Raw genomic sequence first — 26,403 nt, forward strand, 5'->3', positions numbered from 1 at the left:
GTAATAGTGAATAGACATTTTGGGTTGCTCAATTACGTTATTTCACACTGCTATTGAGAGAATGCACAACTGTGCGCTGGCTCGCAAAATAATGCGCAGACAAACTATTTTTCGGCGCGCATTCCAGAATCAAATGTAATTAAGGCGTTACGAATTTTAAAATCCGATCGCGGTCATAAATTCAGAAATAAACCAAATATCGTAATGAGAAGATAAAAATCTGTAATTGCCAGCCCGCCTTTCCGCGTTAAAAATTTGCTGCGACCCAGCAGTGAATGTTTCTTTTATCTCAGCAACACATACCCCTACAAAAAGGCCTAATAATTATGAAGATAAAGAACCTGACCCTAACACTCTGCACTACGCTCCTCCTTGTAAGCTTTGCAGGGCATGCCAAGGAGGTCAAAATTGGCATGGCGATTGATGACCTGCGTCTGGAGCGCTGGCAAAAAGATCGCGATATTTTTGTGAAAAAAGCGGAATCACTCGGTGCGAATGTGTTTGTTCAGTCGGCTAACGGCAATGAAGAAACGCAAATGTCGCAGATCGAGAATATGATCAACCGGGGAGTCGATGTTCTGGTCATTATCCCTTATAACGGCCAGGTATTAAGTAACGTGGTGAAAGAAGCGAAGCAGGAAGGCATAAAAGTTCTCGCTTATGACCGCATGATTAATAACGCCGATATTGATTATTATATTTCCTTCGACAATGAAAAGGTGGGCGAATTACAGGCGCAAAGCCTGATCGACAAAGTGCCTCAAGGCAATTATTTCCTGATGGGCGGTTCGCCGGTGGATAACAACGCCAAACTGTTCCGCGAAGGGCAAATGAAGGTCCTTAAGCCGTACATCGACAGCGGCAAAATTAAGGTGGTCGGCGATCAGTGGGCCGACGGATGGTTACCAGAAAATGCCCTGAAGATTATGGAAAATGCGCTGACGGCCAATAACAACAAAATTGATGCTGTCGTGGCCTCCAACGATGCCACAGCAGGCGGGGCTATTCAGGCTCTGAGTGCCCAGGGACTGGCCGGTAAAGTCGCGATTTCTGGTCAGGATGCCGACCTGGCGGGCGTAAAACGCATTATTGCAGGAACTCAGACCATGACGGTCTACAAACCGATTACCGAACTTGCCAATACGGCGGCGGAAATTGCCGTTGAGCTGGGCAACGGTAAGCAACCTAAAGCAGATGCAACGCTCAATAACGGCCTGAAAGACGTTCCGGCTCGCCTGCTCACGCCAATTGAAGTCAATAAAGAGAACATTGACGCCACCGTTATTAAAGACGGTTTCCACAAGAAGAGCGAACTGTAATCCGGCGCTGCCCCTGCTCTGCGGGGGCGCATGACGTTGTACTGTTCTTCCCTCGGGTTATGTGGAGCAGTTATGCCTTATTTACTTGAAATGAAAAGCATCACCAAGCGCTTCGGCGCGGTGAAAGCCGTCGACAACGTCAGTCTCCGGTTGAACCCTGGCGAAGTGGTTTCGCTGTGTGGCGAGAACGGTTCGGGCAAATCAACGCTGATGAAAGTCCTGTGTGGGATCTACCCGCACGGCAGTTACGAAGGCGAAATTGTCTTTGCCGGTGAAGTCATCCAGGCGACGCACATTCGCGACACCGAACGTAAAGGCATCGCCATCATCCACCAGGAGCTGGCGCTGGTGAAACATCTCACCGTGCTGGAGAACATCTTCCTCGGAGCCGAGATTTCCCGCCACGGCGTGCTGGATTACGACACCATGACGCTCCGCTGTGAAAAGCTGCTGGCGCAGGTGAGCCTCAACATTTCACCGGATACCCGCGTGGGCGACCTGGGTCTGGGGCAACAGCAACTGGTCGAAATTGCGAAGGCGCTGAATAAACAGGTCAGGCTGCTGATCCTCGATGAGCCAACGGCGTCGCTCACCGAACAGGAAACTGCGGTTCTGCTCAATATCATCCGCGATCTGCAAAACCACGGCATCGCCTGCATCTACATTTCGCACAAGCTGAACGAGGTAAAAGCCATTTCGGACACCATCTGCGTGATCCGCGACGGGCAACACATCGGCACGCGTGAAGCTGCGGGCATGAGTGAAGATGACATCATCACCATGATGGTGGGCCGCGAGCTGACCGCGCTCTACCCGAATGAGCCCCACAGTCAGGGCGATGAAGTGCTGCGCGTGGAAAACCTGACCGCGTGGCACCCCGTTAACAGCCACATTAAGCGGGTCAATAACGTTTCGTTTTCCCTTCACAGCGGCGAAATTCTTGGGATTGCTGGGCTCGTCGGTGCCGGGCGCACCGAAGCCGTGCAGTGCCTGTTTGGCGTGTGGCCAGGGCGCTGGGAGGGCACGATATATATAGACGGCCAGCCCGTGAGAATCGACAACTGCCAGCAGGCGATTGACCGCGGCATTGCCATGGTGCCGGAAGACCGCAAAAAAGACGGCATCGTACCGGTCATGGCGGTGGGTAAAAACATCACCCTTGCGGCACTCGATCGGTTCTCCGGCGCGCTGAGCAGCCTGGATGATGCCGCCGAGCAGCAGTGCATCCTTCAGTCACTTGCCCGGCTGAAGGTCAAAACCTCCTCGCCGGAACTGGCGATTGGCCGACTGAGCGGTGGTAACCAGCAGAAGGCGATTCTGGCGCGCTGTCTGCTCCTCAATCCACGCATATTAATCCTTGATGAGCCGACGCGCGGGATCGATATCGGTGCCAAATACGAAATCTACAAACTGATTAATCAGCTTGTACAGCAAGGGATTGCCGTCATTGTCATCTCGTCTGAGTTACCCGAAGTGCTCGGCCTGAGCGACCGCGTGCTGGTCATGCACGAGGGGAAACTGAAAGCCAACCTGATTAACCAGAACCTGACGCAGGAGCAGGTGATGGAAGCCGCTTTAAGGAGCGAACGTCATGTCGAAAAGCAATCCGTCTGATATCAAAGTCGCTGTTCCGACGCCCGGCGCGTTCGCGGGGCTAAAAGCGCTGAACCTGCAGGTTTTCGTGATGATCGCGGCGATTATCGTCATCATGCTGTTCTTCACGTGGATGACGGATGGCTCGTACTTAAGCGCGCGTAACGTCTCAAACCTGCTCCGCCAGACCGCCATCACCGGCATCCTGGCCGTGGGCATGGTGTTCGTGATCATCTCTGCGGAAATCGACCTGTCGGTCGGGTCGATGATGGGTCTTCTCGGTGGCGTGGCGGCCATTTTTGACGTCTGGCTCGGCTGGCCGCTGCCGCTGACCGTGGCGGTGACGCTGGTACTGGGGCTGGTTTTAGGGGCCTGGAACGGCTGGTGGGTTGCCTATCGGAAGGTGCCATCGTTTATCGTCACCCTGGCGGGAATGCTGGCCTTCCGCGGGATCTTGATCGGTATCACCAACGGCACGACCGTCTCCCCGACCAGCGCGGCGATGTCGCAAATTGGCCAGAGTTACCTCTCGGACAGCATAGGCTTTACGATCGGCGTGGTGGGACTGCTGGCGTTTGTCGCGTGGCAGTGGCGTGGACGTATGCGCCGTCAGGCGCTGGGTCTTGCGTCGCCAGCGTCAACGTCCGTGGTCGGACGTCAGGCGCTGACGGCGGTCATTGTGCTGGGCGCCATCTGGCTTCTTAACGACTATCGCGGCGTTCCGACGCCGGTACTGCTGCTGGCGCTGTTACTGCTCGGCGGCATGTTTATGGCGACGCGCACCGCGTTTGGACGTCGTATTTATGCCATCGGCGGCAACCTTGAAGCTGCTCGCCTGTCGGGTATTAACGTCGAACGTACCAAGCTGGCGGTTTTCGCCATTAACGGCCTGATGGTCGCTATCGCCGGGTTGATCCTCAGCTCGCGTCTGGGGGCAGGCTCTCCTTCCGCCGGTAACATCGCCGAGCTGGATGCTATCGCTGCCTGCGTCATCGGTGGCACCAGCCTCGCAGGCGGTATCGGTAGCGTGGCGGGCGCGGTCATGGGGGCATTTATCATGGCGTCGTTGGATAACGGGATGAGTATGATGGACGTCCCGACGTTTTGGCAGTATATCGTCAAGGGGGCCATTCTTTTACTGGCAGTCTGGATGGACTCTGCCACCAAGCGACGAGCCTGATAACCGCATTGTGACTTAATTGGGAAGCGAGCCATGTTTGAAAAGCGTCACCGCATTACGTTGTTATTCAATGCCAACAAAGCCTACGACCGTCAGGTGGTAGAAGGCGTGGGTGAATATTTGCAGGCGTCGCAATCCGAATGGGATATTTTTATTGAAGAAGATTTCCGCACCCGTCTGGAGAACATCAAAGACTGGCTGGGTGATGGCGTTATCGCCGACTATGACGATCCCATCATCGAGCAGTTGCTGACCGACGTCGACGTGCCGATTGTGGGCGTCGGCGGCTCGTATCATTCACCCGAACACTATCCGCCGGTCCACTACATCGCCACCGATAATCATGCCCTGGTCGAGGCCGCCTTTCTCCATTTAAAGGAGAAAGGCGTCCATCGCTTCGCGTTTTATGGTTTACCCGCCACCAGCGGCAAGCGCTGGGCCGTGGAGCGTGAACATGCGTTTTGCCAGCTGGTCGCACAGGAGAAGTACCGCGGCGTGGTCTATCAGGGGCTGGAAACCGCACCGGAAAACTGGCAGCACGCGCAAAACCGCCTGGCGGACTGGCTGCAAACGCTGCCACCGCAAACCGGTATTATTGCCGTTACGGACGCCCGGGCCCGACACGTGCTGCAGGTCTGCGAACATTTGCATATCCCGGTGCCCGAAAAACTGTGCGTGATTGGCATTGATAACGAAGAACTGACCCGCTACCTGTCCCGCGTGGCGCTCTCCTCCGTAGCACAGGGCACACGTCAGATGGGCTATCAGGCGGCAAAGCTGTTGCACCGTCTGCTGGATAAAGAGGCTCTGCCGCTTCAGCGCCTGCTGGTTCCCCCCGTCCGCGTCGTTGAGCGTCGCTCAACCGATTATCGCTCCCTAAGCGACCCGGCCGTCATTCAGGCCATGCACTATATCCGCAACCACGCCTGCAAAGGGATTAAGGTCGATCAGGTCCTGGACTCGGTGGGCATTTCCCGCTCGAATCTGGAGAAGCGATTCAAAGAAGAAGTGGGCGAAACCATTCATGCCGTCATTCATGCGGAGAAGCTGGAGAAGGCCCGCAGCCTGCTTGTCTCTACGTCACTGTCGATCAACGAAATCTCGCAGATGTGCGGCTATCCGTCGCTGCAGTATTTCTATTCAGTGTTTCGCAAAGAGTATGACACCACGCCGAAAGAGTACCGGGATCGCCACAGCGAGGTGCTGATATAGAAAAGGAAACGCCTTCCAGTGGAAGGCGTTTTTTGAGATTACATATGGGCGGCAATTAAGCGCTGGTTATCCTGGTACATAGCGAACAGATAGTTGTTATAGCTATTTCCCTTCGTCGAATAACCTTTTAGCTTGTGAATCATTGCGCTGGCCGTTACTTCCTGATCCGCTTTACGCAGCTGAGCGCGTGATTTACGGAACGATGAGTAGGCCGGGTGCGTATTAAGATTCACCGCGTAAGCATTCACGGAATCTTTTACTGATTCAAACTGAGAATAGCCCTTCACTTTGCCGGGCGCATTATTACAACGCCCTTTCGCACATTTCATGCCGAACAGGTTGTTGTTATTACGCGCCAGCTTAGACGTTCCCCAGCCGCTTTCGGCTGCTGCCATGGTCGCTACCATGCTGCCTGGGATAATGTCCACACGCTCAAGGAGAGCATTCCACGGTACGCGACGCGTGTTACCGTTCCAGCTCAGTTTGTAGCGCTTCGTGATGTCTTTCAGACGCGCGCGTTCAGACGGCGACCAGCGGCTATCGTACTGTTTTGAAATTAACCAGTTACGATCCGCCGTAATCGCGGCATTTTGACTTGTTATGTAAGGCATTACCGTCCGGAGAAACGCTTTTTTTCTTGGTGTTCCGGAAGGGTATTTTCGCAAATCAGGAAGTGAACTACTCTTTGCACTATTGCGAGAATACTCTTGTTTACTGCTAACCTTACTACTTGTCGTCTTTATTACGTGGGCTTTCTTACTCGTTGTATCCGTGTGCGTCTTCGCAAGCACCCCACCCGAAAATGTCGTGGTGAGTAACATGAGTATCGCGGCCCCATATCGTCGAATGGGAGTCGATATCATTAGGTCTCCTGGTCGGATGTAATCATCCCAACACCTTATTTTTTTCACAAATTTGAGAGCGGAATCTCAAATCATATCAAAAATAGACTTCAAGAGCACGTATAGAAATAGTCCAAATCCGAAACTATGTCACCTGAAACTTGCTCATAAAAACATCATTCCTGAAAAAATGTGTGCGATATCGCAGATAACTGTCTCATTTCGCGCGGGATCACTCATCCTCACAGATCCTCCCGACAGAAAGCGATGGGGGATGAGTTTTTAACCACAACCTGATGGCACACTGGTCAAAAATGCCGCGACAGGAAAATGGAATGAAACGCACCGCATTAGCTTTTCTGATGTTACCCGCTCTGGCACATGCCGACTGGTCATCGCCGGGGTTTAACGCATTTCGCGCCGAAGGCACCGGGGTTTTCACCAGCCAGGCAAAGCTTACGAAGGGTACGCGTCCTCTGACGCTGGGTTTTGACAAGACGTGCTGGCAGCCTTCGGAGGCGATAAAACTCAATGAGATGCTGTCGCTCAAGCCCTGCGACGGGTCTCCGCCGCAGTGGCGCCTTTTCCGCGACGGTGAATACCAGATGCGGATTGATACCCGATCCGGCACGCCCACTCTGTTGCTGACAATTCAGAGCACCGCAGAACAGCCGGTTGCAAGCGTTATCCGCCAGTGCCCGAAGTGGGACGGTAAACCGCTGACGCTGGACGTCAGCCATACCTTCCCGGAAGGCACCGTGGTGCGTGATTTCTACAGCAAACAGACCGCGACGGTGCAGAACGGAAACATAACCCTGCAGCCAGCCGCCAGCAGTGGTGGCCTGCTGCTGCTTGAGCGCGCCGAAACCGACAAACCAGCGCCGTTTAGCTGGCAAAACGCCACCGTCTATTTTGTGCTAACCGACCGCTTTGTGAATGGCGACCCGGGCAACGACAACAGCTACGGTCGCCACAAAGACGGCATGCAGGAGATTGGCACCTTCCACGGTGGCGATCTCAAAGGGCTCGCCAGCAGGCTCGACTATTTACAGCAGCTGGGGGTGAACGCGCTCTGGATAAGTTCCCCGCTTGAGCAGATCCACGGCTGGGTAGGCGGTGGCACCAAAGGGGACTTCCCACACTATGCCTATCACGGCTACTACACCCAGGACTGGACGAAGCTCGATGCCAACATGGGCACCGAGGATGATCTGCGCCATCTTGTTGATGAAGCGCACAGGCGCGGCATTCGCATCCTGTTCGATATCGTCATGAACCACGCGGGCTACGCGACGCTTGCGGACATGCAGGAGTACCAGTTTGGCGCGCTGTATCTGCAGGGTGATGAGCTGAAAAAGACCCTGGGCGACCGCTGGACGGACTGGAAGCCGGGCGCGGGCCAAAGCTGGCATAGCTTCAACGATTACATCAACTTTAGCGATAAAGCCGCATGGGAAAAATGGTGGGGCAAAAAATGGATCCGCACCGACATCGGTGATTACGACAACCCCGGCTTCGACGATTTAACCATGTCGCTGGCGTTCCTACCGGATCTGAAAACGGAATCCACCGCCCCTTCCGGGCTACCCAATTTCTACCAACACAAGCCCGATACCCACGCGAAAGCCATCCCGGGATATACCCCGCGCGACTATCTCACCCACTGGCTCAGCCAGTGGGTGCGCGACTACGGCATCGACGGTTTCCGGGTGGATACCGCGAAGCACGTCGAGCTTGCGGCCTGGCAACAGTTAAAGGACCAGGCTAGTCAGGCGCTGGCCGCGTGGAAAGGGGCCAACCCGGACAAAAAGCTCGATAACGCACCGTTCTGGATGACCGGCGAGTCCTGGGGCCACGGAGTGATGCAAAGCGACTATTACCGCCACGGTTTCGACGCAATGATCAACTTTGATTATCAGGAGCAGGCGGCAAAAGCGGTGAATTGCCTGGCCGATATGGATCTCACCTGGCAGCAAATGGCGGAAAAGCTGCAAAGCTTCAACGTGCTGAGCTATCTCTCCTCCCATGACACACGCCTGTTCCGCGAAGGAGGCCAGCGCGCTGCGGAGCTGCTCCTGCTGGCACCGGGCAGCGTACAAATCTATTACGGTGATGAATCCGAGCGTCCGTTTGGCCCGACGGGGTCTGACCCGCTGCAGGGTACCCGCTCGGATATGAACTGGCAGGACGTGACGGGCAAGCAGGCCTTAACCGTCGCCCACTGGCAAACGCTGGGCCAGTTCCGCGCCCGCCATCCGGCGATCGGTGAAGGCAAGCAAACCACGCTGTCGCTGAAAGAGGGGTACGGCTTCGTACGCGAGCACAAGGGCGATAAGGTGATGGTGGTATGGGCGGGTAATCAATAATTATCCCCCCTCACCCTGGCCCTCTCACCGCATGGGGAGTGAGCCGGGGGTGAGGGGTGAAACCCACCAGAACTATTCACTACACAAACCCCACTCCGCCATACAAAACAACAAATCCGACCACACCTCCCGATTTGCACCAGCACAGTGCTAGCGTTATGGTTACCCACTTTCAAAATAAGCTCGATAGAACACCTGCTATGACGTTTTCACTTTTCGGCGACAAATTCACCCGCCATTCAGGCATTACTCGCCTGATGGAGGACCTCAACGACGGGCTGCGCACACCGGGCGCCATCATGCTCGGCGGCGGAAACCCGGCGCAAATTCCGGAGATGACAACCTATTTCCAGACGCTGCTCGCGCAGATGCTGGAAAACGGCAAAGCGACCGATGCGCTCTGCAATTACGACGGTCCGCAGGGTAAAACCGAGCTACTGACTCTCCTTGCCAAAATGCTGCGTGAAGAGCTGGGCTGGGATATCGAACCACAGAATATTGCACTAACAAACGGCAGCCAGAGCGCGTTTTTCTACTTGTTTAACCTCTTCGCAGGGCGTCGTGCCGACGGCACCACCAAAAAGGTGCTGTTCCCGCTGGCACCGGAGTATATCGGCTATGCTGATTCCGGCCTGGAAGAGGATCTGTTCGTCTCCGCGCGCCCGAACATCGAGCTGCTGCCGGAAGGCCAGTTCAAATATCACGTCGATTTTGAACACCTGCATATTGGTGAAGAGACGGGGATGATCTGCGTATCGCGCCCGACGAACCCAACGGGCAACGTGATTACCGACGACGAACTGATGAAGCTGGATGTCCTGGCGAACCAGCACGGCATCCCGCTGGTGATCGACAATGCCTACGGCGTGCCGTTCCCGGGCATTATCTTCAGCGAAGCACGTCCGCTGTGGAACCCGAACATTGTCCTGTGCATGAGCCTCTCCAAGCTGGGTCTGCCGGGCAGCCGCTGCGGCATCATCATCGCCAACGAGAAAATCATCACCGCCATTACCAATATGAACGGCATTATCAGCCTTTCACCGGGCGGTATCGGCCCGGCGATGATGTGTGAAATGATCAAGCGCAACGACCTGCTGCGTCTGTCTAATGAAGTCATCAAACCGTTCTATTACCAGCGCGTTCAGGAGACGATTGCGACGCTTCGCCGCTACTTACCGGAAGAACGCTGCCTGATCCACAAACCCGAAGGAGCGATTTTCCTGTGGCTGTGGTTTAAGGATTTGCCGATCACTACAGAACTGCTCTATCAGCGACTGAAAAAGCGTGGCGTGCTGATGGTGCCGGGCGATTACTTCTTTCCGGGTCTGGATAAGCCGTGGCCGCACACGCACCAGTGCATGCGCATGAACTACGTGCCCGATCCGGCAAAAATCGAAGCGGGCGTCAAAATTCTCGCCGAAGAAATTGAAAAAGCGTGGCACGAAGGCAGCCAGTAACACGCTACCCCTCACGCACGTTAAAACCCAGCTCTTTTGATATCGCCTCTGCCGTTTCGCGCAGAGGCTTGAGCAGGTTTTTCTCGCCAACCTGCTTCATGCGGGACGTCGACAGCGAAATGGAGATCGCGAAAGCGGCATGATGGTGATCAAGCCGTCCGGCGTGGAGTACGACGTGATGACGGCGGAGGATATGGTGGTAGTGAACATTGCCACCGGCCTGGTGGTCGAAGGCAGTAAAAAACCCTCCTCTGACACACCAACCCATCTGGCACTGTATCGCCGTTATCCGGAGATTGGCGGCATCGTACATACCCATTCCCGCCACGCCACCATCTGGTCGCAGGCGGGACAGGATTTACCCGCCTGGGGCACGACGCACGCAGACTATTTCTACGGAGCGATCCCCTGCACGCGGCTGATGACCACGGCAGAAATTGCCGGGGAATACGAATACCAGACGGGCGAAGTGATCATTAAAACCTTCGAGGAGCGCGATCTCAGCCCAATGCAGGTCCCGGCGGTACTGGTTCACTCCCACGGCCCGTTCGCCTGGGGCAAAGACGCTGCCGATGCGGTCCACAATGCCGTCGTGCTGGAAGAGTGCGCCTATATGGGCCTGTTCTCACGCCAGCTCGCACCACAGTTACCGGCTATGCAGCAGGCGCTGCTGGACAAGCATTATCTGCGCAAGCACGGGGCGAACGCCTATTACGGGCAGTAATCAACCGGAATTAATATGCTCTTTACAGTACCGCCGTTTCCAGACGGCGGGGGTTAACCCGGTATGCTTCGAAAATATCTGTCGGAAATATCCCACGTCGTTAAAGCCGCAGCGCGCTGCGACCTCGGTTAATGACGCAGCGTCGTTGAGCAGGAGTTTTTCCGCCGCCCTGACGCGCTGGCGATGTATCGCCTCCGTCAGGGTTAAATGGAAAGTCCGGCGAAAGACGCGCCCGAGATAATCTGCATTACAGTGCAACGCTTTTGCCAGCTGCGAGGTGGATATCGGTAAATGAAACTGCGTGCGAATAAGCTGTTTTGCCTTCCATGCCATCGCCGCGCCGGCCTGATCTGCGCTGTCTTCATATCCTGAAGAGTTCGACACCTGCTGTAAAATCAATAATAAAATCATCTCCAGCGCCATGCTACGCCGTAATTTCTCCTGCTCGCTGAGGAATTGACGAAAGAGCGCAATCACATATTCCGCATCCCTTACGCGGCAGTGTTGTTCTATTGCCAGAGGAGCAGCGTTGGGTAACGTTGGATCTTGCGGCTCCACCTCAAAATGCAGCCAGTAAAAGCGCAGGTCCGCCGGGAAATCCTCCACGCCCACATGCCGACGCTGCGGCCAGAGCAATAAACTCTCTCCCGCATTAACATCAAAAACATGATTTTCTTCCTGGATCGTTAGAGTCCCTTTTTCGACAAAAATAATCTCCCACGATGTTAATTTTCGCGCAGGGTGGCGGCCCACTCCGCGGGAGATAAATAGCCCGCCATTTTGAACCTTAACCGGAAGCGCTATGGATAATTCGAGCATGGATATTCACCATTCCGCTTTTATTGTCGTTAATATTCGACTTACCCGTTGATTATTAATCAATATTAAAATATCTGTCCGATCGAAATCACATTTTTATCATCAGGTCGGAATCGTCACCTTTTTATACTTTTCCCTTCCCTTGTTGGCCTTCCCGTTCGATGCAGAATAAAGAGGTACCCAGCATAAATACGATAATAAATTCGATCTCCGAGGAGTTACTTCATGACTTCCACACCGATTACAGACGCAGACGCTGCAAAACAGAAAGTCGATGACCGGCTGTCCGTCCGCGAGAAAATGGGCTACGGCCTGGGCGATGCGGGCGGCACGGTGATTACCTGCCTGATCATGAACTTTCTGACCTTTTTCTATACCGATGTATTTGGCCTCACCCCTGCGCTGGTGGGCACGCTGTTTATTGCCCTTCGCGTGTTTGACGCCATTTCCGATCCGGTGATGGGCGTCATTGCTGACCGCACGCAGAGCCGCTGGGGCCGATTTCGTCCCTGGCAGCTGTGGGTCGCCGTCCCGATAGGCATTATCGGCGTAATGACCTTCACCGTTCCGGAAGCCAGCATGGGCGTGAAAATCGCCTGGGCGTTCGGCACCTATTTGCTGTTATCCGTGGGCTATACCGCCATCAACGTGCCCTACTGCGCGCTGATCAACACCATGACCACCCGCCACAACGAGGTGATCGCCTGCCAGTCCTGGCGCTTTGTGTTGTGCGGCGTGGCGGGCTTTCTGGTCTCCGTTGGCCTGCCGTGGCTGGTAGCGGAGCTGGGTCAGGGCGATGCCGCGAAGGGTTATCAACTGGGCGTTGGCGTGCTGTGCGCTATCGCCGTGGTGATGTTCTTGTGCTGCTTCTTCTGGGTTCGTGAACGCGTTCCGCTGGCGCTGATGGGCAAATTCACCCTGCGCGAGCACCTGGCGGGCCTGCGTAAAAACGATCAGCTGCTGCTGATGTTGTTGATGTCGTTTCTGCTGATCAACGTCTTCAACATTCGCGGCGGTGGATATATGTACTTTATCACCTACGTGCTTCAGGGCAGCACGGCGTACACCTCGCTGTTTTTCACCATGGTGACCTTTGCCGCTATTCTGGGCGCGGTGATCGTCAGCCCGCTGTCGCGCCGTATTGATACCGTCAAACTCTACTACTACACCAACCTGGTGCTCGCTGCGCTTGCGGTGGGCATGTGGTTTCTGCCGGGTGGCCCGGCGCACCAGACGCTATGGCTGATCGTCATTTTAAGCAACGGCGTGATCCTGGGCTTCACCCTGCCGCTGCACTTCTCGCTAATGGCTTTTGCCGATGACTACGGCGAGTGGAAAACCGGCGTGCGTTCGTCGGGCATGAACTTCGCCTTCAACCTGTTTTTCATCAAGCTTGCGTGGGCGTCCAGCGCCGGGATTATCAGCCTGGTGTTTATTGCCGTGGCCTATCAGCCAGGCGCGGGCAACCAGACGCCAGCCTCACTGCAGGGCATCACCGCCATGGAGACGCTGCTGCCTGCCCTTTTCCACCTGCTGCTGGCGGTCGCAATCCGCTGGTGCAGGCTTAATAACCCAATGATGTTGCGCATTTCCACCGACCTGCGCCAGCGTCACGTACCGTCCTGAGGAGAACGCTATGTCCATAATGGAACCCGACCTGCACCAGCTGAAAATCAACGATCCGTTTCTCGGGCAATATCAACGGCTGGTCCGTGACGTGGTGATCCCTTACCAGTGGGATGCGCTAAACGACCGCGTGGCGGAGGCCGAACCCAGCCACGCCATCGCTAACTTCCGCATCGCGGCCGGGCTGGAACAGGGGGAGTTTTACGGGATGGTGTTTCAGGACAGCGACGTGGCGAAATGGCTCGAAGCCGTGGCGTGGTCGCTGTGCCAGAAGCCGGATGCAGCACTGGAAAAAACCGCCGACGAGGTGATTGAGCTGGTCGCGGCGGCGCAGTGTGAAGATGGCTACCTCAACACCTACTTTACGGTAAAAGCCCCCGAGGAACGCTGGACGAATCTGGCCGAATGCCACGAGCTGTACTGCGCCGGGCATATGATTGAAGCTGGCGTGGCGTATTTCCAGGGAACCGGAAAACGTCGCCTGCTGGACGTGGTGTGCAGGCTGGCGGACCATATCGACAGCGTGTTTGGCCCGGGAGAAACACAGCTACACGGTTACCCTGGTCACCCGGAAATCGAGCTGGCGCTGATGCGGCTGTACGACGTCACGCAGGAGCCGCGTTATCTCAATCTGGTGAAATACTTTATTGAAGAACGCGGCGCGCAGCCTCACTTCTACGATAGCGAATACGAGAAGCGCGGCAAAACATCTTACTGGAACACCTATGGTCCGGCGTGGATGGTCAAGGACAAAGCCTACAGCCAGGCGCATCTGCCCCTTGCGGAACAACAAACGGCCGTCGGCCATGCCGTGCGTTTCGTCTATCTGATGGCGGGCATGGCGCATCTGGCGCGCCTGAGCAACGACGAGGGGAAACGCCGGGACTGTCTGCGTCTGTGGAACAACATGGCGCAGCGCCAGCTGTACATTACCGGCGGGATTGGCTCGCAGAGCAGCGGGGAGGCGTTCAGCAGCGATTACGATCTGCCCAACGATACGGTGTACGCCGAAAGCTGCGCCTCAATCGGCCTGATGATGTTCGCCCGCCGGATGCTGGAGATGGAGGCAGACGGCCACTACGCCGACGTGATGGAGCGCGCGCTGTACAACACGGTGCTGGGCGGGATGGCGCTGGACGGTAAGCATTTCTTTTATGTCAATCCACTGGAAGTGCATCCGAAAACGCTGGCCTTTAACCATATCTATGACCACGTGAAGCCGGTGCGTCAGCGCTGGTTCGGCTGCGCCTGCTGCCCGCCGAATATCGCCCGCGTGCTGACCTCGCTGGGGCACTACATTTATACCGTTCGCCCGGATGCGCTGCTGATAAACCTGTACGTGGGGAACGACGTCGCCATTCCGGTGGGCGATAACACCCTACAGCTGCGCATTAGCGGTAACTATCCGTGGCAGGAGCAGGTGAAGATCGAAATCACCTCGTCGGTTCCGGTCACCCACACGCTGGCACTAAGGCTGCCGGACTGGTGCGCGGAGCCTGCCGTTTCGCTGAATGGCGAAGCCATTACCGGTGAAGCGTCACGCGGATACCTCTACCTCAACCGCCGCTGGCAGGAAGGCGACACCCTGACCCTGACGCTACCGATGCCGGTCCGCCGCGTGTACGGTAACCCCCAGGTGCGCCAGCAGGCGGGTAAAGTCGCGCTACAGCGCGGGCCGCTGGTTTACTGCCTGGAAGAAGCTGATAACGGCGCCAACCTGCATAACCTCTCCTTGCCCCGAGATAGCGAGTTCCGGGTGTATGAAGGCAAAGGCATTTTCGCGCATAAGATGCTGATACAGACAGAGGGAATTGGGTGTCACATGAAGGAAACGGATGCGCTGTGGCAGTACGACCGCTCGCCGGTACAGCGCCAGCCCCGGACGTTGACCTTTATTCCGTGGTTTAGCTGGGCTAACCGGGGAGAAGGGGAAATGCGGATATGGGTGGATGAAGGCTGAATAGCGGCGGTCTGTTGCCCTCACCCACGGGAGAGGTTGAACGCTATGGCAGCACGCGACGTGCTGCCTCAGCAAGAAATGCGCTTCGATTACCGAACTGAGGATGCTCGCTGACAAAGGAATCAATCTTTACCAGCAAACGTCGAGGCATCGTGATGTTGATACGCTCGGCTCTGCCGTCAAACTGCCTCATATTAATATCCACCAGCAACCATTGCCCGCCCGTGAAGTCGTCAGGGTGATTTTCAAGGTGCACTTCGACATTCCCCGGAAGAGGCAATGCTTCATCCATTTCAAACAGCGCTTCGAAGTGCGCGGTGAGCGCCTCACGTGCATCCTGAAAAGCGTCGTCCAGGGAATCACCTGCAAAAAAACAGCCTGGAACGTCAGGAAAAAAGCCGCTGGCGCTGCCGTCGGTGTCAGAATGAATGTAAGCCGGATAAAACATAACTACTCCTGATATCAGTGTTTAATTCCCGCCTGCCGCCATATCTGCGCGAGCGTGCCCGGTTTAATATCCTTCTTAGGATGTGGGACAGTAACCAGCCCTTTCTGTTCGGGATGGCGAAACTGATGATGGCTTCCTTTCGTTCTGACACATTTCCAGCCGTGGCCGATCAGAACGGTAATGACATCCGCACTTTTCACATCCCAGTCCTTCCATGATTATACACATGATACACACCATTACTATCGGGTCGAATCACATTAGCGCATAAGGAACATCAGTGCAGCCGTGTTTTGGCGGAACAGGAAGAAGCATCGAGAAATGAAAAAGGAATACGTTGTATTGCAGATAAAAATGCAGGCAAGATCGTAGGCCGGGCAAGGCAACGCCGTCGCCCGGCTTTACCGCATCAGAAGCGCCAGGTCAGGCCGGTCATTAGCGCGAAGCTATCATCGCGGTCGATCATCGGGCTGTTCTTCACGTCATCAGGCAATACGGTGTAGACCGCGCTGGCATTGAGGTACAGCTTCTGGGTTAACTGATATTTAGCTGCCAGACCAACGTAGGGCGTCCAGCTGTCGCCGGCGGTGTATTGATCCAGACCTGAGCGGCGTGACTCGCTGCCGGATACGCCGTAGTAGTAGTCGTTATAGCTCTCGTCGCTGTAAAAAACACCGACAGAAGGCGTCAGGGTCAAACGCTCCATCCTGATTGGACGGAAGTAGGATACCTCGCCCACCACGCCGCCGCTTTCATCCGTGGCATCGCCTGAAACCGCCACTTTCAGAGAACCCCAGCTTTCGTGGTGGTAGTACGCACCGCCGAGGAACGCAGAGGCTTTACGCTCATCAAGCTGCTTCATCTGGTGGTCGTCGTTATCATCCGGATCAAAATGCAGCGGCATCCAGGATGCGGTCAGGCTGAGTTCATTTTTTGCGTCTTTCCACAGGATCCATCCGCCCGTGGTCTGGCGAACATAGAAGCGATCGCCCTCATAGCTAATTAACGGCACCGCGGTGGTATTTTCGTTATAGCCTTTATAAGGAGACTCATTAAATACGGCCCCCGCGCCAAGTGAAAAGTCACCGGCCATTGCAGAAGAGGTTGCAAATAACGTGGCAGCAATCAGTAAATTGTATTTAATAGTCATGTGAAGTAATCCATTTATACGCCAAATAAGCGGGGCGAATAATAATGGTTACAAATTTGCCTGTGCAACGCTGCAGTTTATATAATATTATATATAAAACCATATAGATGGGTGCGCATGATGAATAAATTACAGCTAAAGCCACGCGAGTTAAAAATAATCTCCGTCATCGCAGCCACCCACAGCATTGGTGATGCCGCCGCCCTGCTGGGCATGGCGCAGGCCAACGTCAGTAAATATCTCTCGGATTTTGAAACGCGGGTTGGGCTTAAGGTTTTTGAGCGCACGACCCGCCAGCTCGCTCTGACGCAGTTCGGTGAGGCGTTGCTTCCCTATGTCGACGCCACGCTGGACAAAAACACGCAACTTATTAATTTCATTGCCGATTATAAGCATGAAAAGCGTGGGAAAGTCACGATTTACGCCCCAACGGGCATTGTGACCTATCTCGCGCGCCACGTGATCCACCAGATAAAGGACATCGGGGACATTCGCATTTCCCTGAAAACCTACAACCTGGACCGCAACGAATATTCAGAAGGCGTGTCCTTCCCGGATGACTGTGATATTTTAATTACCTATGCGCAACCGAAAGATGAAAGTCTGGTCGCCAGCGTGTTAGCAAAATATTCCGTCACTGCATTCGCAACCCAGGAATATTTAAATAAACATCCTTTAACCGGACCTGAAGATTTAATTAATCACTCCTGTATTCTGATCGACTCCATGCTGGTCGATGACGCCAACATCTGGCGTTTTCGCATGCATGGCAGTGATGATGTGCATGATTATCGGGTAACCGGAAACTATATTTGCGACAATACCCAGACGGCTCTGGAGCTGGCAAGAAATAACCTTGGCATTGTGTTCGCGCCGAAAGAAAGCCTGAAGAAGGAATTAACGCAAGGCACGCTGGTCCCCTGTTTCCCGCATCAGGAAGAGTGGTGGCTCGATCTGACCGCCATCTTCCGCAAGCGCGAATATCAGCCCTGGCGCGTACAATATGTTCTGGATGGCGTCCTCAACTGCCTGCGCCAGCAAATTGCTCAGGCCGTCCATGGACGGCCTGAACTGGGCGATTAGAACAGCCCCAGCGGTTTATCGGAGTAGCTGACAAGCAGACATTTCGTCTGCTGGTAATGCTCCAGCATCATCTTGTGCGTTTCACGCCCGATGCCCGATTGCTTATACCCGCCAAATGCCGCATGAGCCGGATAGGCGTGGTAGCAGTTGGTCCATACGCGTCCCGCCTGAATGCCTCTGCCCATTTTATAGGCCAGGTTGCCGTTGCGGCTCCAGACTCCCGCCCCCAGGCCATACGGCGTGTCGTTGGCAATCTCCAGCGCCTCCTCCATCGTTTTGAAGGTAGTCACCGCCAGCACCGGTCCGAAAATCTCCTCCTGGAAGACGCGCATGTTGTTCTGCCCGAACAGGATCGTCGGCTCAAGGTAATACCCTTCCTGCAGATCTCCGCCGAGCACCTTACGGCGACCGCCGGTCAGGATATCCGCCCCTTCCTTCTTGCCGATATCGATGTAGTTGAGGATAGTCTCCAGCTGGCCATGCGAGACCTGCGCCCCCATCTGCGTAACATTATCGAGCGGGTTACCGCTGCGGATAGACTCGACGCGGCGAATGGCCCGCTCCATAAAGCGCTCGTAGATGGACTCCTGCACCAGCGCGCGGCTTGGGCAGGTGCAGACTTCGCCCTGGTTAAAGGCAAACAGCGCAAACCCTTCCAGCGCCTTGTCGAAGAAAGCGTCCTCTTCCTCCATCACGTCCGCGAAGAAGATGTTCGGGGACTTCCCGCCCAGCTCGAGGGTCACCGGAATAATGTTTTGCGTGGCGTACTGCATAATCTGCTGGCCCACTTCCGTCGACCCGGTAAACGCTACTTTAGCGATCCGTTTTGAGGTGGCCAGATATTCCCCTATCTCACCGCCCGCGCCGTTCACCACGTTAATCACCCCCGGCGGCAGAAGATCGGCAACAATTTCCATCAGCAGCAGAACAGAGAGCGGGGTTAAACGCGCCGGTTTAAGCACAATGCAGTTCCCGGCGGCCAGCGCGGGCGCCATTTTCCAGCTCGCCATCAGCAGCGGGAAGTTCCACGGAATAATTTGCCCGACGACCCCCAGCGGCTCGTGGAAGTGGTACGCCACGGTGTCGCTATCTACCTCGCTTATTCCGCCCTCCTGCGCACGAATACAGGAGGCAAAATAGCGGAAGTGGTCGATAGCCAGCGGCACGTCTGCCGCCATCGTTTCCCGGATCGGCTTGCCGTTATCCCAGGTTTCCGCCGTCGCCAGCAGCTCCAGGTTCTGCTCCATCCGGTCGGCGATTTTGAACAAAATGGCCGCGCGCTCCTGAACGGAGGTATGGCCCCATTTATCTTTCGCTTTGTGCGCCGCATCCAGCGCCAAATCGATATCCCGCTTGCCGGAACTGGCAATCTCGCACAGCGGCTGGCCGGTAACGGGCGTCAGGTTGGAATAGTATTCGCCGTCGACGGGGGCCACCCAGTCGCCGCCGATAAAATTGTCATAACGGGGCTTCAGCTTGAGGGGAAAACCATACTCGCCGGGCTGGATACGCGAAGAGGGAGGATTGTTTGTCATGACCGTCTCCTTGCTGTTGGTGTACAACAAGGGTAGTCCCGGCTGGCGGTTTTCTCGCCAGTGGGTGACGGGTTTACGAGCCGTATCACGGATTACCGTACTTTACGTTTCGTTCCTGCCACTGAGCCATACTTAACAGCTCAAGGGCTCATGAGGAACGATGCGATGCAGCTGTTTATCGGTTTTGACGTAGGCGGAACCCACATCAAACACGGCGTGATTGATGAAAATGGCAAGGAGCTGACGACGGACGAGTACGATACTCCTGAGGATAAAAACACCTTCAAAAAGAAGTGGAAAGCGGTAGTTGAAGCGTATCAGGACGAACACGACATCGTCGGTATCGGCGTGAGCTTTCCCGGCCATATTAACCACCACAGCGGCGAAGCGGCAAAAGCGGGCGCGCTCGACTATCTCGACGGTGAAAACCTGTGCGAACTCTTCGCCGGGCTGACCGATCTTCCCGTCACCGTGGAAAACGACGCCAACTGTGCGGCGCTGGGCGAGCGCTGGCAGGGCGCGGGTAAGGACTACGAGCATTTCGTCTGCATCACCATCGGCACGGGCATCGGTGGCGGGATTGTGATGGAAGGCGATCTTTATCGCGGGTCGCATTACCGCGCCGGCGAATTTGGTGTGCTGCCCGTGGGTAATAACGGCGAACCCATGCATGACGTGGCGTCGGCCAGCGGCCTGATGAAAGCCTGCCGCCGCGCGCTGGCCGTATCAGAAGAAGAGATGCCTGACGGCGAGGAGCTGTTTAAACGCATGGAGAGCGACGTGCATCTGCGTGAGGCCATTGAGGAGTGGGCCCATTGCCTCTCGCGCGGCGTTTACAGCGTAATCTCGATGTTCGATCCACAGGCAGTGCTGATTGGCGGCGGGGTAAGCGAGCAGGAGAAAATCTATCTCCTGCTCGATAAGTACCTGCAGCGATTCGAGGAGTGGGAGGCGCTCAAGGTGCCCATTCTGCCCTGCGAGCTGGGTAACCAGGCGGGAAGGCTGGGCGCGGCATGGCTGGCAAAACAAAAACTCTCCCGCCGCACGTAGCGCTCAGGGGAACAGCTGCGCGTCGCGAAGCAGATGGTCATTACCCCGGCGACGCGTAAAACCGATGCGGTTGAAATATTCCAGGATCTGGATCGCCAGCTTGCGGCCAACGTTCAGCCGGTCGCGGAAATCGGCTGCGCAGGTGGAGCCGCGCGCCTGATCCAGTTCGCGGATCAGGTTAGCAAACGCCACAATGCGATCGTTACGGTAATAACGATCTTTCACGATCGCGACTATCAGCCCCTGCTGCGCCGCATGGCGCAATACCTGGCGCATCACCTGCTCGTCGGTGTTCGTTTCACGCGCCAGATCGCGAACCCACCACGGTTCATCGCCAAACAGCGAGGCCACTTTTTGCCAGATTGCCTCCTGCTCTGCGGTGAACCCGGCTTTGTGATCCGGCAGGTGCAGCCAGCCGTGATGGCTTTTAATCACCCCGCTTTCGCGCATGTTTTCAATCAGCAGCAGCACCAGCGCATCGTCTTCCATCGGCAGCGCCATGCGTCGCAGGCGCTCGCGACCAGGACCGGGTTCATCCTGATGCTGTTCATGGTAAGTGGCGAGCGTGTTCAGGATCTTACGCTGCCAGTTTGCCGCAACCGGCGCATCGAGCAGGCTGTTGCCGGCCTGAATAAAGCCCGGCTGCTGGGTCAGCTGATGCAACCCTTCGCCGCTCAGCTGGCGTGCCCATGTAAAATCACTCAGGCTCACGGCCCCGCGCTCAAGATGCACCCGCAGCGCGGCGTTATCATCCTGAGCCTGTGCAAGCGCAGCCAGCCATTGCAGGTATTCAGGCTTACGCTTGCCGCGTCGCGGCGGGTTCAGCGTCACTACCCGCGCCCCGGCCAGCGTTTCCCGTGCGGAAATGTCCCGCAGTACCAGACGGTCGTTATCCGCCAGCCAGAGCGGCGAATCAAAAACCAGTTCGGCAAGATCGTTTTCCAGCAGGGACACGCGCCCGGTGATATGGCTGGCCGCGTGGTGAATATGCAGCGGCTGCCATTGGGTCAGCGGGACGTTTGTCTGCAGGGAAACGATGACGCGTTCAGACGGCTCGGGCGGGGCGTCGGCCAGCAGCCAGTCGCCGCGGTTAAGCTGCTCTTTTTCCGCATCCCCGGCAATGTTGAGCGCGATCCGCTGCCCGGCGTGGGCGTGCTCCGCAGGCTGATTTTGCGCATGTAAGCCGCGCACGCGCATCGGTTTATTAACGCCCGTCAGCCAGAGGCTATCGCCCACCTTCACTTCACCGCTTAACGCCGTACCGGTGACCACCAGCCCCGCACCTTTGACGGTAAACGCCCGGTCAATCGCCAGACGGAAGCGGTGATGGCTGGCGTGGTCTCGCGACGAAAGCTGCTGCAAATGGTGGCGAAGTTCGCCGATACCGCGCTCTTCTGTCGCTACGGTGACAAAAAGCGGTGCATCGGCAAAACCATATTCCCGTAAGGTCGCCTGCACCGCTTCGCGCACCTCGCTGACGCGCGCGTCGTCAACGCGATCGGCTTTCGTCAGCGCCACGGTCAGCTGCGGGTTGCCTGTCAGCTGGAGGATCGCCAGATGCTCACGGGTTTGCGCCATCACGCCGTCATCGCAGGCCACCACAAGCAGGGCATGATCGATGCCCCCCACGCCCGCCAGCATGTTGGAAAGAAATTTTTCATGCCCCGGAACATCAATAAAGCCCAGCACGCGGCCATCGGGCTGGGGCCAATAGGCATAGCCAAGATCGATGGTCATGCCGCGCTTTTTCTCTTCCGGCAGACGATCGGCGTTTATGCCGGTAATTGCCTGCAGTAACGTGGTTTTTCCGTGGTCGACGTGACCGGCGGTGGCAATAATCATTTCAACAACATCTCCAGAAATCGCTCTTCATCTTCAAGGCAGCGCAGATCCAGCCACATGCGGCCGTCGTAAATCCGTCCGATAACCGGTGTCGGCAGGCCACGCCAGCGCAACGACAGGGCCTCAAGGCGGCTACCGCGCCCGTCACGCGGGGTGAAGGTGAGCGCTTGACTCGGCAGCCTGTCCACCGGCAGCGAACCGCTGCCAATTTGCGACTGGCAGGGCTCAATGCGAACGTCAAAATCGGGGTAGTGCGGGGCAACGCGCGGCAGCAGCAGTTCGGCCTGGTCGCGAATCGAGGCGGCATCCCGGCTTAACAGGCGCAGCGTGGGCAGGCGGTCAGCCAGTTTCTCCGGGTGGAGATAGAGGCGCAGCGTCGCGTCCAGCGCGGCAAGGGTCATTTTATCGGCGCGCAGGGCGCGTTTGAGCGGGTGCTGCTGCAGCTGCGCAATCAGCTCGCGCTTGCCGACGATAATTCCGGCCTGCGGCCCGCCCAGCAGTTTGTCGCCGGAAAAGCTGACCAGGCTCACGCCCGCCGCAATCATCTCTTGCGGCATCGGCTCTTTAGGCAGCCCGTACTGGCTGAGATCCACCAGCGAACCGCTGCCGAGATCGGCAATCACCGGAATATTCAGCTCGCGCCCAATCGCCGCCAGCTCGGCCTCTTCAACCGTTTTGGTGAAGCCTTCAATATGATAATTGCTGGTGTGGACCTTCATCAGCAGGGCGGTGTTTTCATTCACCGCCGCGCGATAATCTTTCGCATGGGTACGGTTAGTCGTACCCACTTCATGCAGCGTGCAGCCCGCCTGGCGCATCACGTCCGGGATGCGAAACGCCCCGCCAATCTCCACCAGCTCGCCGCGGGACACCACCACCTCTCTGCCGCTCGCGGTCGCCGCCAGCATCAGCAGCACCGCCGCCGCGTTGTTATTCACAATGCAGGCATCTTCCGCACCGGTTAGCTGGCAGAGCAGATCCGCCAGCGCGCGATCGCGATGCCCGCGCCCGGCGCCGTCCAGATCGTACTCCAGCGTCACCGGCGAGCGCATGGCCTGCACGACCGCAGCCACCGCCTCTTCCGCCTGCTGGGCGCGTCCCAGGTTGGTGTGCAGCACGGTCCCTGTCAGGTTGACCACCGGGCGTAACGCGCTTTGCGCCTTCTCACCCAGCCGATGCTCAACTTCCTGCTCCCACGCTGCACACCAGTCGGGCAAGGCGTTTTCGGCCTGGATATGGCCTCGGGCTTCATCCTGAAGCAGACGTAACATCTCCACCGTCGCGGTATGGCCGAAGCGCTCAACGGCAGCGTGAATGCGGGGCTCGCGAAGAAGTCGGTCGGTCGCGGGGATCTGGCTGTACAGCGAATGATGAGTAGTCATGAAAGCGCCTGGCGAGTAAATATCTTCCCCCCTCCCGACGGGAGAGGGAGTTAACATATGGAGGGATTGTACCGCCTCCGACGCCGAAGTGTTATAACCCGCGTCAAGCCTTTGGCGGTTCGGTGCGGGCAAAGCTCTCGCGGCTAAAGAGCGTTTCTGCGAGTTTCACCAGCAGCGGACGGTCAACGCACCAGCCAGGGGACACCCGGCGGAAGTTGAGATAGCCGATGGCGCAGGCGATGGCGATGGTTGCCAGATCCAGGCTGTCGGTGTGGATCTTGCCCTCCCGGATAAGCTTTTCACACATATCCAGACTGCGGCTGATTTTTTCCCGCTGGCGCAGCAGCTCGCTTTCTGACTGCTGGGCGGCGGGCCTTGCCTGCTCGCGAACGGAGGTGAGTGCTGCATCCATAATGCCGTCGGCCAGGGCTTCAATTTGCTTCACCGCCAGCGCCGCTTTAGGGTCAGACGGCAGCATTGCCGGGGCAATGCCCAGCTGTTCGATATACTCCGCAATAATGGGGGAATCGAACCAGTATTCGCCCTCGTCCGTCACCAGCGCCGGAACTTTCCCCAGCGGGTTATACTGCGCGACGCCGTTTTCGGCGTTGTAGGGCTGTTCATTAACGAATTCAAATTCAATCCCTTTCTCCAGCAGGAGAATCGAGATTTTTCGCACGAAGGGACTGGTGTAGCTACCGATGAGTTTCATTGCCTGATCCTTGATGCCGGGAAAAAGTCAGTATGGATCAAGCGATGAAAAAAGGGCAGATATGCGTGTCGCATTCCCGCCCCGGAAGGATTAGTGATCGAGATAGAGGTAGTGCATCCAGCTGGTCATACGCAGCAGCACTTTACGCATCACCGAGACGTGGGCGAAATGATCCGAATAGACCGCCACCTGGGCATAAATACCGTCCGGCAAAGCATCGACGTCGGCGTTAGGCTCCAGTTCAATCAGCGCCTGTACCCCATCCGTACCCGGCGCAACGGTCAGTGCCTGCAAGGCACCCTGCGCCTGATACGACCCGCCCGGCACTACCGGCAGAACGCTGGTGAGCTTACCGGTGAACACCTGGCCCGGCAGCGCGTTAAATACCACTTCCGCTTCATCGCCCGGCTTCAGACGCAGCAGCGAGTTCTGACGGAACTGGGCCACAATCTGGCGCTTCTGTTCAGGAATGAAGACCATCACCGGGCGCAGCGGCAGCGCGGCGGCATAGGTTCCCGGACGAATCAGCACCTGGGTGATATAGCCATTGCTCGGCGCGCGCACCACGGTCTGATCGAGGTTGTATTTTGCTTCAGCAAGCTGGGCGCGTAACGAGGCAATCTGCGACTGCTCGCCGTTCACCATGCTGTCCAGCTGGCTTTGAATCTGCGTCTGCTCAGCAACGGAGCCTTTCACCATGGCATCCTGCGCCAGATAGTTCTGCCGCGCGTTATCAATATCGCTTTCAGAGAACGGATTCACCTTCGCCTGGCTGCCTTTGAGGTAGCGCTGATAATCTTTATATAGTCGATCGCGCTCAGCGGAGACGCGTGTCGTATTGGCAACCGCTTCCGAAAGCTGCGCTTTCAGAGTGTCGATATTGTGCGTCGCGGTCACCAGGTCCGCCTTCAGTCTGTCGACGCGCGCCTGATAGCGGCCCGGATCCAGTTTAAATAACACTTCGCCTTTTTTAATGAGCTGGTTATTTTTATCGGTCACTTCAGTAACCACCCCTGTGACCTGCGGCGTAATCGGAATGGAAATTACCGCTTTTTGCGCCGTAAAGGTATACGGATGGTTATAGTTCATTAGCAGAATGAGTCCGGCAACAATAAACACCCCGCCTAACGTCGCGGTAGCAAGCGTCCACTGATTTACCGGAATACGAAATATTTTAAAGATTGCCCAGGCAAATGCCACATAGGTCAGAATAATCAACAGATCCATGATTAGCGCTCCAGCGTGTTTTTATCATCAGAGGGCTGAACCGCTGCCAGCTTGTGTTCTAACTCGGCCACGCGTTTGGCCAGCGCATCCATCCCCGGAACTTCATCAGGCTTAGTGATGTGGTTCTGCATGCCCCAGCCGCGATCTTCACGGTACAGCGTGGCCCAAATCCACAGGAACGGCCAGATGGCATGGAGCGTAAACAGGCTGATCCAGCCTGCCGTATGAATAGCATCGGCATGGGGATGATTACGCTTTTTAGCCATATTATAGGGGATGTCATGGATAGCGATGATTCCGTAAAAAAGAACCAGAAATACAAAAATCAACACGCCCAGCGCAAAATAGTTGAGAAACATAGTCTCCTCACTTAAACAACGTCAACTCATTACATTAATAAAACAGCACGCAGCCTAATTAATTTATTTTTAAATTTAAAAGGCACACTGATTATTTCAGAGCCGGGGAGTATCGGTTTTTATAATATCTCCACGCAAGTTTATAAGCGTGTCAAAATATATCCTGAATAATAATATACTCAACCTTACATTATGAGCGTAATTCAGGTTTCAACTTTCCGCCATACTACATATGTAAACTGTTTTATTAGCTTTCCGTGTTACTCAAGGCCGTCCTGACGCCGATCGCAGTCGGAGAAATCGGCATAAAAATATTTTGTGAAACCAGTCACAATCCAGAAACAAACCCGCAAAAGCAAAACGTGACATTAATCACATAAAGAGGTGGTTTTTGCTCTATTTTTCGCCATCGTATTTTTTTTACTCGTCTATTTTGTGACTCAGATCACTTCATTCAACGCCACACCCCCTACATTTACGTGACATGCATCACACAAAATTCCGCTGTCTGGACAGT

General features: G+C 55.9%; 21 protein-coding genes and 2 pseudogenes. 11 read left to right on the plus strand and 12 right to left on the minus strand.

Translation table 11 applies throughout. The features are described 5' to 3' along the window. The first annotated feature begins 326 nt into the window (after positions 1-326). From xylF to xylR, 4 genes are all read left to right on the plus strand, one after another. Entirely contained in the window at positions 327-1,319 is a 993-nt protein-coding gene (xylF, locus tag IM313_RS09050) for a D-xylose ABC transporter substrate-binding protein (protein ID WP_041911619.1), read from the plus strand. A 72-nt stretch (positions 1,320-1,391) separates the two neighbouring features. Beyond that, positions 1,392-2,933 carry a xylose ABC transporter ATP-binding protein gene (locus tag IM313_RS09055; protein WP_192971805.1) on the plus strand — a complete coding sequence of 514 codons (1,542 nt, stop codon included), beginning with the start codon at positions 1,392-1,394 and terminating at the stop codon, positions 2,931-2,933. Then, positions 2,911-4,092 carry a xylose ABC transporter permease XylH gene (gene xylH / locus IM313_RS09060; protein WP_041911621.1) on the plus strand — a complete coding sequence of 394 codons (1,182 nt, stop codon included), beginning with the start codon at positions 2,911-2,913 and terminating at the stop codon, positions 4,090-4,092. Before IM313_RS09055 ends, xylH begins: the two co-directional genes overlap by 23 nt. A gap of 33 nt (positions 4,093-4,125) precedes the next feature. Then, a complete protein-coding gene (gene xylR, locus IM313_RS09065) occupies positions 4,126-5,304 on the plus strand; it encodes a D-xylose utilization transcriptional activator XylR (RefSeq protein ID WP_041911622.1) in 1,179 nt (392 codons plus the stop codon). Positions 5,305-5,342: 38 nt separating this feature from the next. Here xylR and IM313_RS09070 read toward each other — a convergent pair whose 3' ends face one another. Further along, positions 5,343-6,167 carry a protein bax gene (locus tag IM313_RS09070; protein WP_045630274.1) on the minus strand — a complete coding sequence of 275 codons (825 nt, stop codon included), beginning with the start codon at positions 6,165-6,167 and terminating at the stop codon, positions 5,343-5,345. Between the two features lie 314 nt (positions 6,168-6,481). Between IM313_RS09070 and IM313_RS09075 the strand changes: the two genes are divergently transcribed. Further along, positions 6,482-8,512 carry an alpha-amylase gene (locus IM313_RS09075; protein WP_192971806.1) on the plus strand — a complete coding sequence of 677 codons (2,031 nt, stop codon included), beginning with the start codon at positions 6,482-6,484 and terminating at the stop codon, positions 8,510-8,512. Between the two features lie 200 nt (positions 8,513-8,712). Continuing rightward, positions 8,713-9,969 (plus strand): valine--pyruvate transaminase, encoded by a 1,257-nt coding sequence (gene avtA / locus IM313_RS09080; protein ID WP_045260029.1) that lies wholly within the window; start codon positions 8,713-8,715, stop codon positions 9,967-9,969. 4 nt (positions 9,970-9,973) lie between these two features. Here the strand turns inward: avtA and IM313_RS09085 are convergent. Further along, positions 9,974-10,117, minus strand: a pseudogene (locus IM313_RS09085) (IclR family transcriptional regulator C-terminal domain-containing protein); the annotation flags it as partial. On the opposite strand from IM313_RS09085, the pseudogene IM313_RS09090 reads away from it, so the two are divergent. Continuing rightward, positions 10,109-10,693 (plus strand): annotated as a pseudogene (locus IM313_RS09090) (L-ribulose-5-phosphate 4-epimerase); the annotation flags it as partial. The pseudogenes IM313_RS09085 and IM313_RS09090 sit on opposite strands and share 9 nt — an antisense overlap. On the opposite strand, the gene IM313_RS09095 reads toward IM313_RS09090, so the two are convergent. Then, complete coding sequence (locus IM313_RS09095; RefSeq protein ID WP_126300642.1) at positions 10,694-11,512, minus strand: AraC family transcriptional regulator; 819 nt, start codon at positions 11,510-11,512, stop codon at positions 10,694-10,696. It lies immediately after the preceding pseudogene. A gap of 225 nt (positions 11,513-11,737) precedes the next feature. On the opposite strand from IM313_RS09095, the gene IM313_RS09100 reads away from it, so the two are divergent. Beyond that, the gene (locus IM313_RS09100) at positions 11,738-13,138 is read left to right on the plus strand and encodes an MFS transporter (protein ID WP_192971807.1); all 1,401 of its coding nucleotides are present in this window, start codon (positions 11,738-11,740) and stop codon (positions 13,136-13,138) included. Between the two features lie 10 nt (positions 13,139-13,148). Further along, complete coding sequence (locus IM313_RS09105) at positions 13,149-15,098, plus strand: glycoside hydrolase family 127 protein (protein WP_192971808.1); 1,950 nt, start codon at positions 13,149-13,151, stop codon at positions 15,096-15,098. Between the two features lie 43 nt (positions 15,099-15,141). Here the strand turns inward: IM313_RS09105 and IM313_RS09110 are convergent, their stop codons facing one another. From IM313_RS09110 to IM313_RS09120, 3 genes are all read right to left on the minus strand, one after another. Further along, positions 15,142-15,546 carry a type II toxin-antitoxin system HicB family antitoxin gene (locus IM313_RS09110; RefSeq protein ID WP_045630266.1) on the minus strand — a complete coding sequence of 135 codons (405 nt, stop codon included), beginning with the start codon at positions 15,544-15,546 and terminating at the stop codon, positions 15,142-15,144. Between the two features lie 14 nt (positions 15,547-15,560). Next, positions 15,561-15,746: a type II toxin-antitoxin system HicA family toxin gene (locus tag IM313_RS09115; RefSeq protein WP_041911637.1), complete on the minus strand. Its 186-nt coding sequence runs from the start codon at positions 15,744-15,746 to the stop codon at positions 15,561-15,563. A gap of 209 nt (positions 15,747-15,955) precedes the next feature. Then, on the minus strand, positions 15,956-16,696 hold the full coding sequence (locus IM313_RS09120; RefSeq protein WP_059357122.1) for a MipA/OmpV family protein: 741 nt from the start codon (positions 16,694-16,696) through the stop codon (positions 15,956-15,958). Positions 16,697-16,813: 117 nt separating this feature from the next. Between IM313_RS09120 and IM313_RS09125 the strand changes: the two genes are divergently transcribed. Beyond that, positions 16,814-17,779: a LysR family transcriptional regulator gene (locus tag IM313_RS09125; protein ID WP_059357123.1), complete on the plus strand. Its 966-nt coding sequence runs from the start codon at positions 16,814-16,816 to the stop codon at positions 17,777-17,779. On the opposite strand, the gene aldB is transcribed toward IM313_RS09125, so the two are convergent. After that, positions 17,776-19,314, minus strand: a complete 1,539-nt coding sequence (gene aldB / locus IM313_RS09130) for an aldehyde dehydrogenase AldB (protein WP_041911639.1) — start codon at positions 19,312-19,314, stop codon at positions 17,776-17,778. The genes IM313_RS09125 and aldB overlap by 4 nt on opposite strands. Positions 19,315-19,479: 165 nt before the next feature. Between aldB and IM313_RS09135 the strand changes: the two genes are divergently transcribed. Continuing rightward, positions 19,480-20,364: an ROK family protein gene (locus IM313_RS09135; protein ID WP_182035323.1), complete on the plus strand. Its 885-nt coding sequence runs from the start codon at positions 19,480-19,482 to the stop codon at positions 20,362-20,364. 3 nt (positions 20,365-20,367) lie between these two features. Here the strand turns inward: IM313_RS09135 and selB are convergent, their stop codons facing one another. The 5 genes from selB to IM313_RS09160 form a co-directional block, all read right to left on the minus strand. Next, a complete protein-coding gene (selB, locus tag IM313_RS09140; protein ID WP_192971809.1) occupies positions 20,368-22,206 on the minus strand; it encodes a selenocysteine-specific translation elongation factor in 1,839 nt (612 codons plus the stop codon). Further along, complete coding sequence (gene selA, locus IM313_RS09145; protein WP_192971810.1) at positions 22,203-23,588, minus strand: L-seryl-tRNA(Sec) selenium transferase; 1,386 nt, start codon at positions 23,586-23,588, stop codon at positions 22,203-22,205. Before selA ends, selB begins: the two co-directional genes overlap by 4 nt. A gap of 103 nt (positions 23,589-23,691) precedes the next feature. Beyond that, positions 23,692-24,300, minus strand: a complete 609-nt coding sequence (locus IM313_RS09150) for a glutathione S-transferase (RefSeq protein ID WP_028015050.1) — start codon at positions 24,298-24,300, stop codon at positions 23,692-23,694. 90 nt (positions 24,301-24,390) lie between these two features. Next, positions 24,391-25,527 (minus strand): HlyD family secretion protein, encoded by a 1,137-nt coding sequence (locus IM313_RS09155; protein ID WP_028015049.1) that lies wholly within the window; start codon positions 25,525-25,527, stop codon positions 24,391-24,393. 2 nt (positions 25,528-25,529) lie between these two features. Next, entirely contained in the window at positions 25,530-25,886 is a 357-nt protein-coding gene (locus IM313_RS09160; RefSeq protein ID WP_028015048.1) for a DUF3302 domain-containing protein, read from the minus strand. Positions 25,887-26,403: the final 517 nt, after the last annotated feature.

It is taken from the genome of Enterobacter cloacae complex sp. P2B (genome assembly GCF_014895985.1).
GTDB lineage: Bacteria > Pseudomonadota > Gammaproteobacteria > Enterobacterales > Enterobacteriaceae > Enterobacter > Enterobacter bugandensis.

What these genes read in the sequence shown, in the direction of transcription:
- IM313_RS09095 (WP_126300642.1), bottom strand. Translation starts at nt 11,512, where the DNA reads ATGCTCGAATTATCCATAGCGCTTCCGGTTAAGGTTCAAAATGGCGGG.
- selB (WP_192971809.1), bottom strand. Translation starts at nt 22,206, where the DNA reads ATGATTATTGCCACCGCCGGTCACGTCGACCACGGAAAAACCACGTTA.
- IM313_RS09150 (WP_028015050.1), bottom strand. Translation starts at nt 24,300, where the DNA reads ATGAAACTCATCGGTAGCTACACCAGTCCCTTCGTGCGAAAAATCTCG.
- IM313_RS09120 (WP_059357122.1), bottom strand. Translation starts at nt 16,696, where the DNA reads ATGACTATTAAATACAATTTACTGATTGCTGCCACGTTATTTGCAACC.
- xylF (WP_041911619.1), top strand. Translation starts at nt 327, where the DNA reads ATGAAGATAAAGAACCTGACCCTAACACTCTGCACTACGCTCCTCCTT.
- avtA (WP_045260029.1), top strand. Translation starts at nt 8,713, where the DNA reads ATGACGTTTTCACTTTTCGGCGACAAATTCACCCGCCATTCAGGCATT.
- IM313_RS09070 (WP_045630274.1), bottom strand. Translation starts at nt 6,167, where the DNA reads ATGATATCGACTCCCATTCGACGATATGGGGCCGCGATACTCATGTTA.
- xylH (WP_041911621.1), top strand. Translation starts at nt 2,911, where the DNA reads ATGTCGAAAAGCAATCCGTCTGATATCAAAGTCGCTGTTCCGACGCCC.
- IM313_RS09100 (WP_192971807.1), top strand. Translation starts at nt 11,738, where the DNA reads ATGACTTCCACACCGATTACAGACGCAGACGCTGCAAAACAGAAAGTC.
- IM313_RS09155 (WP_028015049.1), bottom strand. Translation starts at nt 25,527, where the DNA reads ATGGATCTGTTGATTATTCTGACCTATGTGGCATTTGCCTGGGCAATC.
- xylR (WP_041911622.1), top strand. Translation starts at nt 4,126, where the DNA reads ATGTTTGAAAAGCGTCACCGCATTACGTTGTTATTCAATGCCAACAAA.
- aldB (WP_041911639.1), bottom strand. Translation starts at nt 19,314, where the DNA reads ATGACAAACAATCCTCCCTCTTCGCGTATCCAGCCCGGCGAGTATGGT.
- IM313_RS09110 (WP_045630266.1), bottom strand. Translation starts at nt 15,546, where the DNA reads ATGTTTTATCCGGCTTACATTCATTCTGACACCGACGGCAGCGCCAGC.
- IM313_RS09160 (WP_028015048.1), bottom strand. Translation starts at nt 25,886, where the DNA reads ATGTTTCTCAACTATTTTGCGCTGGGCGTGTTGATTTTTGTATTTCTG.
- IM313_RS09135 (WP_182035323.1), top strand. Translation starts at nt 19,480, where the DNA reads ATGCAGCTGTTTATCGGTTTTGACGTAGGCGGAACCCACATCAAACAC.
- IM313_RS09125 (WP_059357123.1), top strand. Translation starts at nt 16,814, where the DNA reads ATGATGAATAAATTACAGCTAAAGCCACGCGAGTTAAAAATAATCTCC.
- IM313_RS09105 (WP_192971808.1), top strand. Translation starts at nt 13,149, where the DNA reads ATGTCCATAATGGAACCCGACCTGCACCAGCTGAAAATCAACGATCCG.
- IM313_RS09055 (WP_192971805.1), top strand. Translation starts at nt 1,392, where the DNA reads ATGCCTTATTTACTTGAAATGAAAAGCATCACCAAGCGCTTCGGCGCG.
- IM313_RS09075 (WP_192971806.1), top strand. Translation starts at nt 6,482, where the DNA reads ATGAAACGCACCGCATTAGCTTTTCTGATGTTACCCGCTCTGGCACAT.
- selA (WP_192971810.1), bottom strand. Translation starts at nt 23,588, where the DNA reads ATGACTACTCATCATTCGCTGTACAGCCAGATCCCCGCGACCGACCGA.